Source organism: Planktothrix sp. PLAVEN19ND (assembly GCF_057220675.1).
Window position 1 is genome coordinate 5239297 of record NZ_CM170132.1, and the last position, 16670, is coordinate 5255966.

Annotated in this window: 13 protein-coding genes; 5 read left to right on the forward strand and 8 right to left on the reverse strand. The window is 41.1% G+C overall.

Translation table 11 applies throughout. The features are described from left to right. Positions 1-58: 58 nt before the first annotated feature. A complete protein-coding gene (locus tag AC2D3N_RS22500; RefSeq protein WP_079680520.1) occupies positions 59-511 on the forward strand; it encodes an FHA domain-containing protein in 453 nt (150 codons plus the stop codon). Here the strand turns inward: AC2D3N_RS22500 and AC2D3N_RS22505 are convergent. Together AC2D3N_RS22505 and AC2D3N_RS22510 are read right to left on the reverse strand one after the other, a co-directional pair. Next, a complete protein-coding gene (locus tag AC2D3N_RS22505; protein WP_234996773.1) occupies positions 492-1139 on the reverse strand; it encodes a hypothetical protein in 648 nt (215 codons plus the stop codon). The two genes, AC2D3N_RS22500 and AC2D3N_RS22505, sit on opposite strands and share 20 nt — an antisense overlap. A 158-nt stretch (positions 1140-1297) precedes the next feature. Continuing rightward, positions 1298-4759, reverse strand: coding sequence for a response regulator (locus AC2D3N_RS22510; protein WP_079680461.1), 3462 nt, complete (start codon positions 4757-4759; stop codon positions 1298-1300). A gap of 239 nt (positions 4760-4998) precedes the next feature. Between AC2D3N_RS22510 and AC2D3N_RS22515 the strand changes: the two genes are divergently transcribed. After that, a complete protein-coding gene (locus AC2D3N_RS22515; protein ID WP_484692208.1) occupies positions 4999-5673 on the forward strand; it encodes a GNAT family N-acetyltransferase in 675 nt (224 codons plus the stop codon). A gap of 60 nt (positions 5674-5733) precedes the next feature. Here the strand turns inward: AC2D3N_RS22515 and larB are convergent, their stop codons facing one another. Together larB and AC2D3N_RS22525 are read right to left on the reverse strand one after the other, a co-directional pair. After that, positions 5734-6519, reverse strand: a complete 786-nt coding sequence (gene larB, locus AC2D3N_RS22520) for a nickel pincer cofactor biosynthesis protein LarB (protein WP_079680463.1) — start codon at positions 6517-6519, stop codon at positions 5734-5736. A gap of 15 nt (positions 6520-6534) precedes the next feature. Then, positions 6535-8301 carry an ABC transporter substrate-binding protein gene (locus tag AC2D3N_RS22525; RefSeq protein ID WP_484692209.1) on the reverse strand — a complete coding sequence of 589 codons (1767 nt, stop codon included), beginning with the start codon at positions 8299-8301 and terminating at the stop codon, positions 6535-6537. Positions 8302-8429: 128 nt separating this feature from the next. On the opposite strand from AC2D3N_RS22525, the gene AC2D3N_RS22530 reads away from it, so the two are divergent. Both AC2D3N_RS22530 and AC2D3N_RS22535 read left to right on the forward strand, forming a co-directional pair. Further along, on the forward strand, positions 8430-8675 hold the full coding sequence (locus AC2D3N_RS22530; RefSeq protein ID WP_079680465.1) for a hypothetical protein: 246 nt from the start codon (positions 8430-8432) through the stop codon (positions 8673-8675). Continuing rightward, positions 8672-9076 carry a PIN domain-containing protein gene (locus AC2D3N_RS22535; RefSeq protein WP_484692210.1) on the forward strand — a complete coding sequence of 135 codons (405 nt, stop codon included), beginning with the start codon at positions 8672-8674 and terminating at the stop codon, positions 9074-9076. The genes AC2D3N_RS22530 and AC2D3N_RS22535 overlap by 4 nt, the downstream gene beginning before the upstream one ends. Positions 9077-9178: 102 nt before the next feature. Here the strand turns inward: AC2D3N_RS22535 and AC2D3N_RS22540 are convergent, their stop codons facing one another. Then, a complete protein-coding gene (locus tag AC2D3N_RS22540) occupies positions 9179-10261 on the reverse strand; it encodes a sulfate ABC transporter substrate-binding protein (protein WP_484692211.1) in 1083 nt (360 codons plus the stop codon). Positions 10262-10508: 247 nt separating this feature from the next. Between AC2D3N_RS22540 and AC2D3N_RS22545 the strand changes: the two genes are divergently transcribed. Then, positions 10509-14024 carry an ATP-binding protein gene (locus tag AC2D3N_RS22545; protein ID WP_484692212.1) on the forward strand — a complete coding sequence of 1172 codons (3516 nt, stop codon included), beginning with the start codon at positions 10509-10511 and terminating at the stop codon, positions 14022-14024. Positions 14025-14039: 15 nt separating this feature from the next. Here the strand turns inward: AC2D3N_RS22545 and ispF are convergent, their stop codons facing one another. The 3 genes from ispF to AC2D3N_RS22560 form a co-directional block, all read right to left on the reverse strand. Continuing rightward, on the reverse strand, positions 14040-14522 hold the full coding sequence (gene ispF, locus AC2D3N_RS22550; protein WP_484692213.1) for a 2-C-methyl-D-erythritol 2,4-cyclodiphosphate synthase: 483 nt from the start codon (positions 14520-14522) through the stop codon (positions 14040-14042). Between the two features lie 287 nt (positions 14523-14809). Then, a complete protein-coding gene (locus tag AC2D3N_RS22555; RefSeq protein WP_144017826.1) occupies positions 14810-15016 on the reverse strand; it encodes a hypothetical protein in 207 nt (68 codons plus the stop codon). A gap of 440 nt (positions 15017-15456) precedes the next feature. Next, positions 15457-16575, reverse strand: a complete 1119-nt coding sequence (locus tag AC2D3N_RS22560; RefSeq protein ID WP_079680471.1) for a Gfo/Idh/MocA family protein — start codon at positions 16573-16575, stop codon at positions 15457-15459. Between the last annotated feature and the right edge of the window lie 95 nt (positions 16576-16670).

A 16670-nucleotide genomic window follows, 5' to 3' on the forward strand; every position in this document is an offset into this window, starting at 1 on the left:
AAATTTTCGATTGAAAATAGGTTCATGGCATAGCTGTTGATTGTTAGATTCTGCCAATGTGATTAGATTAACCTTATTACATCCTCTCCAATCGATTCCTGTCCGCAGTTGGGTATTTGACAAGGACAATGTGATTCGGATTGGGCGATCGCTGAAGAATGATGTTGTTCTCTATAGTGCGGTCGTTTCTCGTTACCATGTCGAGATTTGTCATATCAATCAACGTTGGCTGGTCGTGAATCTAGGAACCAATGGAACCTATGTCAATGGACAGGCGGTTCAACAAATCCCTTTAGTGGATGGACAGGTGATTCACTTAGCAATATCTGGCCCTAAAATTCTATTAAATATTTTACCCGATCCCTCAGAATCAGTTTTAACCCCAGAAATAGACTCGCATCAAGGGGAAGTTATATCTACTTCCGAACTCTTGTTTCCTCATCAAAATGAGGAAACAACGGAGGTTGATCACCGTAAACAACTTGAACTTCCTACCAATCACCTTGTTTAACCGGATACCATAATAACCTAGTTAGTGCTGTCCCGGTCATCCCAGCAACAATTGTCCAAACCAGGAATAAACCTAAAACGTCTCCGAGAAAGAAACTTGTCCCCTGACGCATAATTCCTCCAAACATCCAACCGATGGGTAATGCGACCCCCCAAGAGATGACACTGGCTATTATCCATCGCCAGGCTTGGAAAACTTCAGTGCGTAAGACCCACCATTGTCCTAGGCTTAAACACAGTCCTAATTTTACTCCTTCTATCAACCCGTGGACAATTCTAGGGGTAAGATTTAAGGTGCGTGGAGCCACCCAACCCAAGAGTCCGACCGGAGTTAAGGCGATGATACTGAATATGAAAACATGAACAAAAATCCATCGCCAACTTTGGGAAATATACTGTTTCAAAATAAACCATTGAGCCAGACTAATAATTAATCCGCCAATAGCTCCTTCTAAGGCTCCTAAATCCGGTTTTTCTCCAATTTCTATCCAAATTAAACTAACTAAAAATCCCACCAAGGTTACAAACATCCACTGTAGAATAAATCCTATATCTGTTTGTAAATCTAAACTATCACATACCCATTTCATCATGCTTAAAAAGGGGGAAATTTGTAGAATATGGAGCATACATTTAGGGATTTCATATTAGATTTCATATAATATTAGGAAATTAGATTTTTTTCGGTTATTGTGATCACTTGTAGTGAGACGTTTACGCCTCAGAGTCCTAAAGGACTCACTACAATATCAGTTTACGCCTCAGAGTCCTAAAGGATTCACTACAATTAATTAAAGGGGAGTTCGGGGCTGACCATCAGGGTCAATACTTCGTCCCCAATGCCTTTTAATTTATGGAATTCTTGGTTTAAAATTTCCTCTGGAGGGAGATAGCTGGCTACTTCTGTAGAGACTAAAATACTATTCGGACGTCCAGCTTCTTGTAAGCGAGCCGCCATATTCACCGCCGGGCCAATAGCGGTATAATCCGATCGCTCTTGAGATCCAAACATCCCGACAACCGCCGTCCCAATATGAATTCCACATCGAAAACGCACGGGTTCAACTCCATTTTCCCCGACAATACCCTGTTCTCGCCAGTGTTGATTTAACTTATCGAGCGATCGCAACATTTGCCGCGCCGAGTTCACCGCCTGTTTCACCTGTTTTTGGGCTGATAACTCCTCCGGGGCGCCATATAAAGCCATCACCGCATCCCCGACAAACTTATCTACTGTACCCCCATTAGCAAAAATCACCCGGGTCATCTCCGCTAAATACTCATTTAACACCACCGCAATCCCCTGGGATTGTAACTGATTCGACATCTGAGTAAATCCGACAATATCACTAAATAAAATTGTGACTAACCGAGGTTCAGGACTCAGATCCAACGATAATTCACCAGTTGCGGCTTTTTTTACCATGGTTTCGGGTAAAAATCGCTTCAATACTGATTCTGTTAAATATCGATTTAATTCAGATATACGCCTTTCATTCTCTTTTAAAGACTGTAAATTTCTAACTTCTGCTAACAATTCCCGATCATTAAAGGGTTTCGATAAATAGGCATCAGCCCCCCGTTCCACCCCTTCTAAACGGGTATCTTCATCAGCTTTAGCCGTTAATAAAATCATCGGGGTTCCCTTCAATTCAGGGTTATTCCGAATTAACCGAATTAAATCTAACCCCGATACTAAAGGCATCATTAAATCCGTAATAATCACTTCCGGGTGATATTTTTGGGCAATTTCAAACCCTTCCACCCCATTACAAGCCACCACCACATTATAACCTGATTGGCGTAGAATTTTGGAGACATAACGGCGTAAATCCGGGTTATCATCTACTACTAAAACTAAATTAGTAGAGGGAATATTCTCATTTAAAATTATATTCTCTTGACCAGCTTCAACCCCATCAGAATCATCTCCCTCCGTCACATCCACATCAATATCCGCAAACTCCACCGAAGCCCGACTAGAATTTAATTCCGCCTGAATTTCTAATATTTGTTCCCCGGGTAAATGGGAGGTTCCCTGTTGTAGCCAAACCGTAAAAGTGGTGCCTCTCCCATACACAGATTCCACGGAAATTTGTCCCTTGTGCAGTTCCACTAATTCCTTGACTAAAGCTAACCCTAAACCCGACCCTTCATAGGAACGATTAGCTGACCCTTCCGCCTGCCGAAACCGTTCAAATAAATAGGGAATTTGTTCAGGTTTAATCCCAATTCCGGTATCTGTAACTTGTAAACGACAATGATTTCCGATCGGTTCAACTCTCAGGGTAATAGTTCCTCCAGCGGGGGTAAACTTCATGGCATTAGATAATAAATTATAGAGAATTTTATCAAAACGTTCTAGATCTAAATACAGCAACGGACAATGGTTTAACTCCGTTTCTAAGTAAATTTCTTTCTTCTGACAATAAAGTTGAAAAGACTCAACGGTACTATGGCAAAAAGCAATCAAATCACAGGGACGAAAACTGGGCTGCATTCGTCCGGCATCAAATCGTTGTAAATCCAATAATTGATTCACTAACCGCAATAGTCGTCGAGAATTCCTTAAAGCGATTTTCGCTTGTTCCTGGGGTAAATCCTGCTGTTGATTAATTGCCGATTCCAACGGCCCAATCATTAGGGTTAAAGGGGTGCGAAACTCATGGGAAATATTCTGGAAAAATTCCGTTTTTACCCGGTCAGCTTCTAACAAGCGTTCCGCCTGTTGTCGAGTTTTTTGATATAAACGCGCCTGTTGCACCGCCAGAGCCGCCTGTACGGCCACCACTTCCACTAAATTAATTTCCGACTCCTGCCATTTACGAGTCCGATTATTTTGCCGCAGGGAAATACTGCCAATAATCTGGCCTTCGGACTGCAAAGGCACTAACATTAGGGCTTTAGAAGCAGAACGTAGGGGTAATTCCGCAATCTTACATTCCGGTTGCAGATCTAAGTCCTCAATAATAACGGGTTGGCGGCTGCGTAAAAGTTTTTTTAAGACTGGATTTTCTCGAATCGGAACGGCCGACTGCGGTAAGGTTTCTAGGGACAGCTTAGGGGTGGGAGTAGTGGCTTCGGATGACCATTCATCACTAACCATCGAAGCCTGGCGAGTCGCATCATACAACCCCACACACTGAACATATTCATCATCCCTTGTCCAGAGGGATAAGGCACAACCATCGACTTGTAGGGCTTCTCCCAATTGTTGGGTAATGGCGGCGAAAATCGTGCGCGGATCGAGACTCGAACGAATGGCTGAGGTGATGGTATTAACTAGGGCTTCCCGTTTCGCCAGTTCCCGCACCTGGTCATAGGCCCGGGCTTGGGAGAGGGCGAGGGCCGCTTGGTCAGCCACGGTAATCACTAACTGCACTTCGTGGTCGAGCCAAATATGGGGTTCTTGGCAGTGATGCAGGGCTAAAACCGCCATTAAGTCCAATTTATAGAATAGGGGAACCACTAAACTTGACCGAATTTGAGTTTGATCATAGGCCTGTTGACGTTCGGTGACCGATAAGACCCGTTCATCGGTGGCCCCGTCCTGAATTACTTCGACGTCAGTGGTTTCCCAGACTAATAATTGCAGCAGATGCTGGGACGGTTTTTGACTATCTGGGGTTTCTGTGACTTCTCCTCGTCCAGACTGATACATAAACCATTCATCCACCATTTGTCGATCTTGAAAGGGTCGCAGCAGGCAATAGCGGGCCTCAAACATCTGGCCAACGGTTTCCACGATCCGTTGCAGCATTTCCCGGTAGTTGGGAGCCGAGCGAATGGTATTGGTAACGGCGTAGAGGAGGGATTCTTGTTGCAGGGCGCGTCGAAGTTCTTCGGTACGGGATTTGAGAACCCCATGGGTTTCTAAAGCCTGTTTAACTATGGCTTTGAGTTCCTCCGCATCCCAGGGTTTGGTGACGTATTTAAAAACTTTACCTGAGTTAATCGCTTCGACTAAATCCTCGACGTCGGTGTAGCCAGTGAGGATAATTCTAATAATATCGGGATATTGGGCCGCGGTTAAACTCAAGAATTCTGTCCCGCTCATTTGCGGCATTCTTTGGTCAGAAATAATCACCGCCACGTCGGTCTCGGACGCTAAAATATCTAGCGCCTCCGGCCCACCATCTGCTCGCAACACCCGGTATTCCCGATGAAAGGTGCGATACAGCAAATCTAGGTTATCGGGTTCGTCATCGACAACCAAGATCGTCGGCTTAGATTTTTTCTGGGAACTCATGCACCGAATCTCCTGCTGCAATGGATGTAGGGGGCTATGATCGGTAAGATCTACCAATAGGATATGAATTTGACCCCTATCTAATACGGGTTAAACCACAATCAGGGTATTGATGCACAATATTGATTGTACCTTGATACTTCTGGACGTGGAATTCCCTTATTCTCTCAGAAAGTATAGAACTGCCACGATCACCCTAAAAAGGGGGATCGGAATTAATATTGCACCATCGATATACTGTGAATCAATTGTTTTCCACTTCGAGATCTAACACATTTTTCTGGGGTTACGGAAATGGCACGGGTTCAAAAAACCTGCCTGGACAGGAAAACTCCCTACCAACGGAGAGTTCTGTGGATTTTTCTAGTTTACAGGTTCGGCCCGCAACTGCTGAGGACTTAACGGGATTAACGGATGTTTTGGCCGAGAGTTTTCATTCCCAGGAGGGACTTTTGGGCTGGATTTATCCGATTTTACGGTTAGGAATTTATGAGGATTCACGCTATCGTTTATTGGCAAATACAGACCAATATTTGTGTTTAGTGGCGGTGGTTTCAGGAGTCAGGTCTGCTAAACCCTCGGTTTTAGGAACAATAGAAATCGGTTTGCGATCGCGTTATCCTTGGCAATTATCTTTAACCTCACGCTATTTATATATTTCTAATTTAGCCGTTCATCCCCAATATCGCAAGCTGGGAATTGCCCAAAAATTACTCGCAACTTGTGAACAAACAGCCCAACGTTGGGGATTTTCTAATCTTTATCTTCATGTCTTAGAAAATAATCATCAAGCCCGAGGTCTATATTATAAAATGGGTTATCGATTAATTGAGATTGATTCGGGTTGGAATTTTGCATTATTCGGGCAACCTCGACGTTTGTTTTTACAAAAACCGATAGGGAATGGGGAATAGGGAATAGGGAATGGGGAATGGGGAATGGGGAATGGGGAATGGGGAATGGGGAACCCTTGTTTAAGGCTCAATTTTGCGTTTTAAGCGTTCTCCTAATCTTAAAATTTGGCAGGCTAAAATTGCCGCCCCAAACCCATTATCAATATTCACCACCCCTACCCCAGTAGCACAGGAATTCAGCATAGTTAATAGGGGAGCTAACCCGTTAAAACTGGCTCCATAACCAACGCTGGTGGGCACCGCAATCACCGGACAATCGGCTAATCCTCCAACTACAGTGGGTAAGGCTCCTTCCATCCCAGCCACCACAATTAATACATCCGCATCGGCAATTATCGGCCAATTACTGAGTAAACGATGAATTCCGGCTACTCCCACATCCGATAACCGTTTTACCTCAAAACCAGATAAGGTAGCGGTGACGGCAGCTTCTTCGGCGACGGGTAAATCGGCGGTTCCGGCGGTTAAAATGGTGATGATTCCTGTAGAATTAGCCAGGGGAATTTCGTCTGGGTGAAGGGCACAAATTTTGGCGATTTCGTAATACTTTAAATCCGGGATTTGGGCTTGCAATTGTTGATAAACATGGGGTTCAATCCGTGTTGCCATCACCACCGGATTTCGCTGACGCATCACCTCGATAATCTTAATCATTTGTTCCGGGGTTTTATTTAATCCCCAAATGACTTCGGGAAATCCGGTTCTTAATTTTCGATGATGGTCAATATGGGCAAAATCTCCGACGGGTTCAAAATCAAAGTATTTGATTTTATCTAAAGCATCATTCGGGGTAATTTGACCAGATGCTACTTGTTCTAGTAACTGTTGTAAGGCTTCAGGATTCATCAGGATTTAAACCGATTATTCAGCAATTTTAAGTTCATACAAATTCCAAAATCCTCCCCCTAATGGGGTGTATTCAACGCCTTCAACCCGATCTCTGATGGCTTCAAAGGCCAGGGGATTTACCATATATAATAAGGGTAGTTCTTCGGCAACAATTTTCTGCGCTTTTCCATAGAGTTCTTTGCGTTTTTTCGGATCAAATTCCTGGGAGGCTTTCACAAATAAATCATCCACTTGTTGTTCCCAATCGGCAACTTGCCAATCGGTAATCCCCGTTTCCCCTGGTTGCGGCCCCTGATTAAAGGTGTGTAACCGTCCATTCACTGACCAAATATTATAACCCCCGTGAGGTTCAATTCCTCCTCCACTGAATCCCCCTAAATAGGCATCCCAATTCCGAGAACTGGAAAGACGTTCGACTAAGGTATTAAAGCTGAGAAATAATAAATCAACTTGAATCCCAATTTTACCCAGATCTTGGTTAATTTGGGTAGCCATTTGTTCCCGAATTTTTTTCCCGGCACTGGCTAAAAGGGTAAAGCGAACTGGATTACCGTCACTATCAAGTAATTGTCCTTGAGCATTATACTTAAATCCCGCATCAATTAGCATTTGTCTAGCTTTTTCAGGATTATATGTGTAGGTTTTTAATCCTTCTTCTGGGGATAAATAAAAGGGGCTTTGGACGGGAATGGGAGAATGTTGGAGTTCCCCTAATCCTAAATAGAGATTATTTTTCATCACTTCCCGATTAATCCCATAATAAACCGCCTGTCGAAAGGCTTTATTATTAAACCATTTAGACTTAATCGGATCAACAAAGGGTTTTCCTTGGGCATTTTTTCCGCGATTCATATTCAATGACATAAACACGGTTCCCATATCGGGGCCAGAATTATAAATAGTATATTTCCCTCGTTTTTCTTCGGGTTTTAATAGGGGAAATGTTTCCGTTTGTAGGGTTAAAGTATCTAAGGAACCGGAACGAAAATCTAATAATTGATTGTCGGTACTTTCAATAATTTGCCAGACAATTTCTTCAATATAGGGCTGGGGATTTCCCTGTTTGTCTTTGCGCCAATAATAGGGATTTTTTTCTAAAATTACCCTTTGATAAGGGGTATAACTTTTGATCCGATATTGACCATTTCCGACAATATCTTGGGGGTTGGTGTCGGTTCCCCAGGTGGTTAAAAATTTGGGGTTTCCCTCACTATCGGTTTCGGTAATTGAATCTTTTAAAATATGGGCGGGTAAAATACTTAATCCGGCTACATATTGTAAAAAAGGTGCAAAGGGTTCGGAAACGGCAAACTCCACCCGGCGATTATCTAATTTTTTGACCGTGGGAAAGCTGCGACTTTTTCCCACTCGTAAAATATCTTTAAAACTCGTAGGGATTTTATCGTTTAAATAAATATCGTTATAGGTAAAAATAATATCATCCACGGTTAAGGGCTTGCCATCTGACCACTTCAACCCGTCTTTTAAAGTAATAATAATTTTTTGTTTATCATCAGAAATTTCCCAAGATTCAGCTAAACCGGATTTAGGCATTAATTCTCCAGTCACGGGGTCGTCTTGAATTAACGGGTCATACAAATAACCAAAGACGGTATAGGCCGATTGACTCAAGGGCGGATTAAAGGTGGCTGGGCCGCTGGGCGTGGCGACCACCAACCGAGACGGAATTTGGGATTGAGCGGTACTACAGGCACTCAGAACCAGGGCTAAGAGGATGAATAAAGTCTTTTGGAACCAATGTCTTTTGAATGGAATCATATTACAAAAACTAGCTGATTGCTATAGTTAATTATAGAAGCCATTTGAGATCCTTTAATGATCGCCCGCTAGGAGAGAACCTAAGTTACAATTAGCTAAGGTTGGTTTTAGGATTGAGGGGAGGTTTTATGACATTACAGGAAGTGCTAAAATCGGTCGATAATTTGTCCATCACGGATCAGGTTTTGTTATTGGAGCAGCTTAAGAAACGGTTTGCTCAGATTGAGGAGTCTGATTCGGAAGTGATTAATCAAGCGCAAAAAGAAAAATGGGTTAAAGGCTTAAGAGGGATGGCTGCCAATTCTAGGCTGAGTAGTGAGGATTTTGCCCAACATAAACAAGCAGAAATTGATTGGGAGGATAGAAACCGATGAAGGTTATCCTAGATGCTTGTGCTGTGATTTGTCTTGTTAAGGATGAAATAGGGGCTGATATTGTCGAGCAATATTTATTAGGAGATGATGCTCAATGTATGATTCATAGTGTTAATATTTGTGAGGTTTACTATGGCTTTTTACGAAGCGATGGGGAGTCTTTTACGAAAGAAGTTATTAACAGATTAGAAAAAGCTAATGTGATTTTTCGTTCTGATTTAACTAGAGATTTTTGGCAGCAAGTTGCTAACTATAAGGCAACTATTAAAAGGATTTCTCTGGCGGATTGTTTTGCTTTGACTTTGGCAAATCGGGAGGGGGGAATATTACTCACTTCTGATCGTAAGGAGTTTGAACCGATTATACCTTTGAATATTTGTCAGATTAATTTTATTCGTTAATCGCCCGATTTTCTATGCGCTATATATAGCGCAATTGCGTAAGTCCTGATATCTCAAATGGTTTCTATAAAACACCGATTGATTCAATGGTCGCTCCTCATATCACGGAGTCTGTGTGTTCCTAATTTCTGACTGAATTTGATCAAAAATTCCATGATCTTGAAAAAATTTATCTTGAATATTACTCCATCCCCCTAAATCTTCGGCATTAAATAATTGCTTAATGGGGGGAAATTGTTCGGAGGATATCGGATCTAAAGGTCTAAATCCCACTTTAGCAAAAGCCCTTTGTGCTTCAGGAGTAAAAAGAAACTTTACAAAGGCTTCTGCGACTTCACGAGTTCCTCGGCGATCGACATATTTATCCACAATGGCGATCGGATTGTCAATCGAAATATTAATATCGGGAATAATCACAAAAGTATTTTTAGCCAGTCCTTCTTGAGCCGATAAAATCATTTCATTTTCATAATTAATTAAGACATCTCCTTGATTTTGCCTCAAAAATAAATCCGTTGATTCCCGGGCATCTTTGGCCAGGACAGGGACGTTTTTATAAACTTGAGTCACAAAATCGAGGGCTTGGGCTTCCGTCCCCCCAGTTTGGGTAATCGCCCCCCACAACGCCAAGAAATTCCAGCGCGCACCCCCCGAGGTTTTGGGGTCGGCCGTAATCACAGAAACTCCAGGTTTGGCCAAATCCGACCAAGTACGGATGTTTTTGGGATTGCCCGCCCGGGTGACAATCGCCCCGACGGAGTGGGCGACAATCCCGTGATTCGGACTTCGGTGTTCCCACCCGGGTTGAATTAAGCCCGCGTCCTGAATTTTTTGGGTATCGAGGGCCAAGGCTAAATGCACCACATCCGCCGGAAGTCCATTAATCACGGCTCGGGCTTGGGTACTTGATCCCGCATAACTTTGTCTGATTCTGACTTCCTGGTGATGTTCTTTTTGCCATTTTTCTTTGAACAGAGGAATAATTTCGGCGTAGGCGGCGCGGGTTACGGCGTAGGACACAAAACTGATTTCAATGGGTGGACGTCGGGGAATTCCGTCCACGACAGGAGGAGAGATGGGATTTTGACCACAGGCGGGGAGGAGCAGGGTCAAACCCAGACTGACCAGGAACAAAAACAAAAAGCTGTGATGGATAATCCGATTCTGTAACTGACGATGGAACATATATTTATTGAGATTTTGATAAAAAAATACTATAAGTTGGTAGGGTTAGTGTAGTTTATAATTAATTATCTATAATTTCACCGGAATTAGGCGATCGCAAATTACGGATCAATGTTGTTTTAAATACAAAATCATTGAGAGAAAAATTGAGCCTCTCAACCCGCGCCATAACATCAGGATGTATCGACAGTTCACCCACTTAATCCGTAGTTTTCAAACTTTAACTAGCCTCAGTAGGAAAAACAATATGGCCCGTTTTCGTAAAAAAATATTTCCCAAACAGAAAGGTTCAATTACCCGTGAAACCCTGGTTAAAATGGGGGTGAGAATTGCTTTAGTAATTTTGGGATCGACGGCTCTTAGTTATCTGCATTTAATGTCTATCTTAGAAACCCAAACTATCCAACAATTAGATAAATATATTGTGGAACGGGGACAACGGGAAAGCAATATTTTTACTTTAGCAGAAGATAATCATGCAATTTTAAAACAGGAAATTAAACGTCGTTTAGAAGAATGGGAAGATTATGATCCGCAACTAGAATTTGATCAAAAATTTGTTGCGTTTAAGGATGGAGTCATGAGAAATCAACCCGAAGGCTTTGACCGCAGCCGTCAAGCCGGAGTTTATATTGGCAAAACCGTTGAACTGACTCCAGAAATTCGTCGTCGGGTTCTCACTTTTTATGATCTCGTCACTTCCTCTGGTATGGCTTGGCAAAGTCGGTTTCAAAATACCTATATTAATACTCCTGAAAATATTGGAATTATGTATTGGCCAGAGGTTCCTTGGGCGGAAAATACCACCTCTGATCTTTATATTCCTCATGAAAACTCTTTTTGGATGACGGACTCCCAACATAACCCTACTCATCAAACCGTTTGCACAGGAGTTTATTATGATCAAATTGCTAGAAACTGGATGATTTCCTGTGGAACTCCCGTTGATATTGCAGGAAAACAGGTAGCGACCATCGGCCATGATATTGTTTTAAATGAACTCCTGGAACGAACTTTGCAAGACCGTCTCCCGGGAACTTATAATCTAATTTTTCGTTCCGATGGTCGTTTAATTGCCCATCCCAATAAAATGGATGAGATCAAAAAAAATCAGGGTAAATTAGATATTTTTCAATCTGAAGATCCCCATTTAATTAGAATTTTTCAATTAGTGAAAAACTTAAAACTGGGGAAAGTTGTTGTTGAAAATACTCAAGATAAAGAATATTTAGCTTTAGCTAAACTGGAAACGCCAGATTGGTATTTTGTGACGGTTTTTCCTAAATCAATTTTAGCAGAAGTTGCCCTGAATAATGCCCGTTTTGTTTTAATTTTAGGGGGCGTTTCTTTGCTGATTGAAATTATCATATTATTATCGGTTTTACGCCACCAAGTTTCTGAACCGTTGGGTCAACTGATGGTAGCAACGGAACAAATCTCTATGGGGGATTTTAATATTCATCTGGATACCACCCGCCCCGATGAATTAGGACAATTAGCCACCTCCTTTAATACTATGGTGGCGGAAGTTCAAGCCCGAGAAGTTAGACTCAAGAAAGCACAAATAGAATTACAAAAAACGGATAAACTCAAGGATGAATTTTTGGGAAATACCTCCCATGAACTGCGCACACCTTTAAATGGAATTATTGGCATTGCTGAATCCTTAATTGACGGTACAACTGGTCAGTTATCATCGGCAACAATGGCTAATTTAAGAATGATTGCATCCAGTGGGAGAAGGTTGGCTAATTTAGTGAATGATATTTTGGATTTCTCTAAACTCAAACATAAAACCCTAGAACTTCAGTTAAAATCCGTTGGCTTACGAGAGGTTGTTGAAGTCGTGATTAATCTAATTCAACCCTTAATTAATCAAAAAAAATTACAGATTAATAATAGAATTTTACTCACGTTACCTGCGGTAATGGCTGATGAAAACCGCCTGCAACAAATCTTTTATAATCTGATTGGAAATGCCATCAAATTTACAGATAGTGGCAAGATTGAAATTTTGGCTCAGGTTATTTCTCATGCGGGATTACAACAAATACAAATTACGGTTTCTGATACGGGAATTGGGATTCCAGAAGATAAATTAGAGAGCATTTTTGAATCTTTTGAACAAGCGGATGGGTCTACGGCTAGAATCTATGGAGGCACAGGTTTAGGCTTGGCAATTACTCAGCAATTAATCGAATTACAAGGCGGAAAAATTTGGGTAGAATCAATATTAAATGAAGGTTCTAAATTTCATTTTACTTTACCAATTAGTTGGGATTCAGAAATCAGTTATTCTAATGTTTCTGTCTTTAGTTTGAGAGATAATATTCCTGCAACTTTGGTTTTAAGTTCTGATCTTCCTGTCTATTCTGAACCCTCTTTTACTCGGGTTGAGGAGTTGGGTGTCGAGGAAATGTTATCAACATTTAGGCAGGAAAAACAACAAAAATATAAAATTTTAGTGGTTGATGATGAACCCGTAAATCGTCAGGTTTTAGTCAATCATTTGTCTTTATATCAATATGAAATTACCGAGGCTGCGTCGGGTCAGGAAGCCTTGAATTTGCTCAATCAGGGTTGGAAACCGGATTTAATGTTATTAGATGTAATGATGCCTCGGATGACCGGTTATGAAGTTACTCGCAAAGTTCGAGAAAGATGGCAACCCAATGAGTTACCCATTGTTTTACTCACGGCTAAAAATCAAGTCTCTGATTTGGTGATTGGTTTACAAGCTGGGGCGAATGATTATGTGACTAAACCTATTACCAAAGATGAACTCATTGCTCGAATTAAAACCCATTGCACGCAAGCTGCAACGTTCTTAGAAAATACTCGTCTTTATTTGGAATTGCAGGCTTCAGAGGCTAGGGAAAGGGAAAAAGCCCTTCAGCTTGAACAATCTTTACAAGACCTGAAAACCATGCAATTACAAATGGTTCAAAGCGAAAAAATGGCAAGTATTGGTCAATTGGTTGCTGGAGTTGCCCATGAAATTAATAATCCGATTTCCTTTGTTTTGGGCAATTTAAGTTATGCGGAAACGGCGATTCATGATCTGATTCAGTTAATTATTCTTTATCAAAATAACCATCCTGAAACGGTGCCAGAAATTGTTAGGCAGATTGAAAAGATTGATCTTTCTTATTTGATTGAAGATTTACCTAAATTAATGGGTTCTCTGAAAATGGGAACCGAACGAATTAGACAAATTAGTATCTCTTTGCGGACGTTTTCTCGGGCAGATACGGATCAAAAAGTTGAATTTAATCTGCATGAAGGAATTGATAGTACCTTAATGATCTTAAAACATCGCTTGAAAGGAAATTCACAACGTCCCGACATTGATATTATTAAAGATTATGGGGATTTGCTCCCGATTAATTGCTATCCTGGGCCATTGAATCAAGTTTTTCTTAATCTTTTAGCCAATGCTATTGATGTGTTAGATGATGTAACCGAAAAAATATCTTATCAAAACCATCAATCTCGTCCTCCCAAAATTAGTATCCGTACAGAATTATCTCAGGATGAACAGTGGGCTATTATCAGAATTAAAGATAATGGCATGGGGATGAAAGAAGATGTGAAACAAAAAATATTTGAGCATTTATTCACCACCAAACCAGTCGGAAAAGGGACAGGAATTGGTTTATCTATTAGTCGTCAAATTGTTGTGGAAAAACACGGAGGGAAACTGAGTTGCTTTTCTTCCTACGGAGAAGGTTCGGAGTTTATCATTGAAATTCCAACGATATAACTATTCCCAGGAATTTTAATTGACTTTTTCTAATAAAGCCACGGCATAGGCGGCAATTCCTTCCTCTCGACCCACGGGGCCTAATTTTTCGTTGGTGGTGGCTTTGACTCCAATTTGATCGGAATTGAGGTTTAAGGTGGTAGCAAGGCGATCGCACATGGCGCTAATATGGGGTTTTAATTTCGGACGTTCGGCGACAATCACGGAATCAATATTTCCGATTTTCCAACCTCGATCTAATATTAGTTGATTCACCTGTTTTAAGAGGACTAAACTATCCGCCCCCGCCCATTTTTCATCGGTTGGGGGGAAATAATGCCCAATATCTCCTAAACTTAATGCCCCTAACATAGCGTCCATAATGGCATGGGTTAAAACATCCGCATCACTATGTCCTAATAGTCCGAATTCATGATCAATTTTAATCCCGCCTAAAATTAATGCCCGTCCGGGGACTAGTTTATGAATATCATACCCATTACCAATGCGAATATTCATGGATCTTTTTTCCTGTTAAAATTAATATATAGCAGTCGCGCCTGGTAATTAGGACGGATTTTTGTAGGGGCGGGTTCGCCTAAATTTAAATGCACCCAACCTAAATATCGATAAACCCGCCCTCTCTCTCTCCGTCTCGTGCGTCGCGGATTGTTATGGCTTTTGATTTTACCATTAATAGGTAATATCAAGTCCACCGTTGGGGTTTAACCCAAACTTGAGAAGAAATTTAAGAATAGTTTAAAAACAGGTTAAATTTCTTCCCCTTGATTCCAGCAGAAAACCGTTTATGACCCAGAATGATAGGGTTGAACAGACTTAACAGAAACATTAGGAGATTGAGAAGCCGCGACACAAAAAAAAGTAAATAAAATTAAAAATATACTAACTACATAACTCAAACCAATCATGGCATAGGAATTAGTCATATTGTTACGGAAACATTTTAACACCAAGACATTAGGAAGCAAGGTTTTCATGATAGTAACCTCCATGGTATTAACCTTAATAACAGTTGACACTTAAACCGCAATAGTCTCAGCACGCTATCGACCCCTGTGGGTGATTTTAGCGCTGTTCTAGTCGGTGACTCTCTGGACTGATTTTGATTTTGATGGGAGTTCGTTTAATCAAACTAAACGAAATAGAACAGAAACAGTATTGACTACTAATAGCACTTTTTGACTGTTGTTTTGTAGCTATCGTAATCTGAAAAAGGCTACAAGATTTTAGCATAAAGTTTTGGTGTTTCAAGCCTGCGTGCGCTTGGATTTAGACACCAAAACCCGGCACCTTTTTTGATTAACTCTATATAGATTGCTAGATCGACTGTGAGTGAACTGGCATGATAGAACCTACAGTGCCATCATACCACAATAATCGTCTATCCACACCATCAAATCTAACAACCTCGATACGGGTGGCTATATCTATTCTATTCACTCACTAAAAAAGAGGCAAAATCCGGTACATTCACCCAAGTTCCCGTTGCATTGGATTCATGGGTTAAATCCATTAAGAGTTGAGAATAAACTCCTTCTTTCAGCGAAGGTGTTAAACTTATTCCTTGTTCAATTCCTGTTATCCATTGGTCAACCACTCGCAGCACCGGAGCAATCCGACCATCGGGATAAATTCGGGGAAATTCTAAGGTTTGGGGGATAGAAATTTCACTTAAAGGTTGCCCCTTTTGACTCCCCCATAATCGAAATCCATGCACATAATCCTGTTGATTATCACTACCTAAAATTAATGTGCCTTCACTACCATAAATTTCTACCCAATGTCCCCGTCCTTGGTAGGTAACAGAACTTAAACAAACTTGACAGGGAGTGCCATCCTCTAATTCTAAAATGAGGGTACAAATATCATCGGCATCAACAACTTTTAATTCTTCCCCAGCTTCAGGATCTGGACGTAAGAGAATCGAAGTATTCAGTTGTCCACAGAGGCGTTTAATTGAACCCAACAACCAGGAAATATAATCAAAACTATGGGAACCAATTGCCCCTAATACCCCGCCTCCCTTGTCTTTTTGAGCATACCAATTCCAGGGACGAGTCTCATCGGCACGACTAGAAACTAACCAATCAATTTTGATTAATCTTTTTTGACCTACATAATTTTCCGCCAACAGTTGCGATAAATGTTGCCAAGCGGGAATAAACCGAAATTCAAAATCTAAGCTGGTAATACAGCCTTTAGATTGGGCGAGGTGATAGAGATATTTTGCTTCTGCAACCGTTAGGGCTGTGGGTTTTTCTAATAACAGATGTTTCCCGGCATTTAGAGCTATTTTAGCCATATCAAAATGCAGAAAAGGCGGGGTAGAAATGGCAACTCCTTGAACTTCAGATAAAGCACAAATCTCCTCAATACTGTTACAAGCATGGGGAATATTATGGCTAGAGGCGACCGCTTTTGCTTTGTCTAAATCTCGATGATAAACCGCAACTACTTGGGTTTTAGGGTGGTCTTGAAAGGCGGGAATATGAACTTTTTTACCGAATCCTGTTCCAATTATGGCAATGCCAATTTTTGTGTTTGTTGTCATGGTTTCTCCTGATTCAATAAATTAAAATATTGATCGAATTTTAACACAAATTTGATATAATATGATCAGTTATGAACAGCCGTAAAATATCTGAA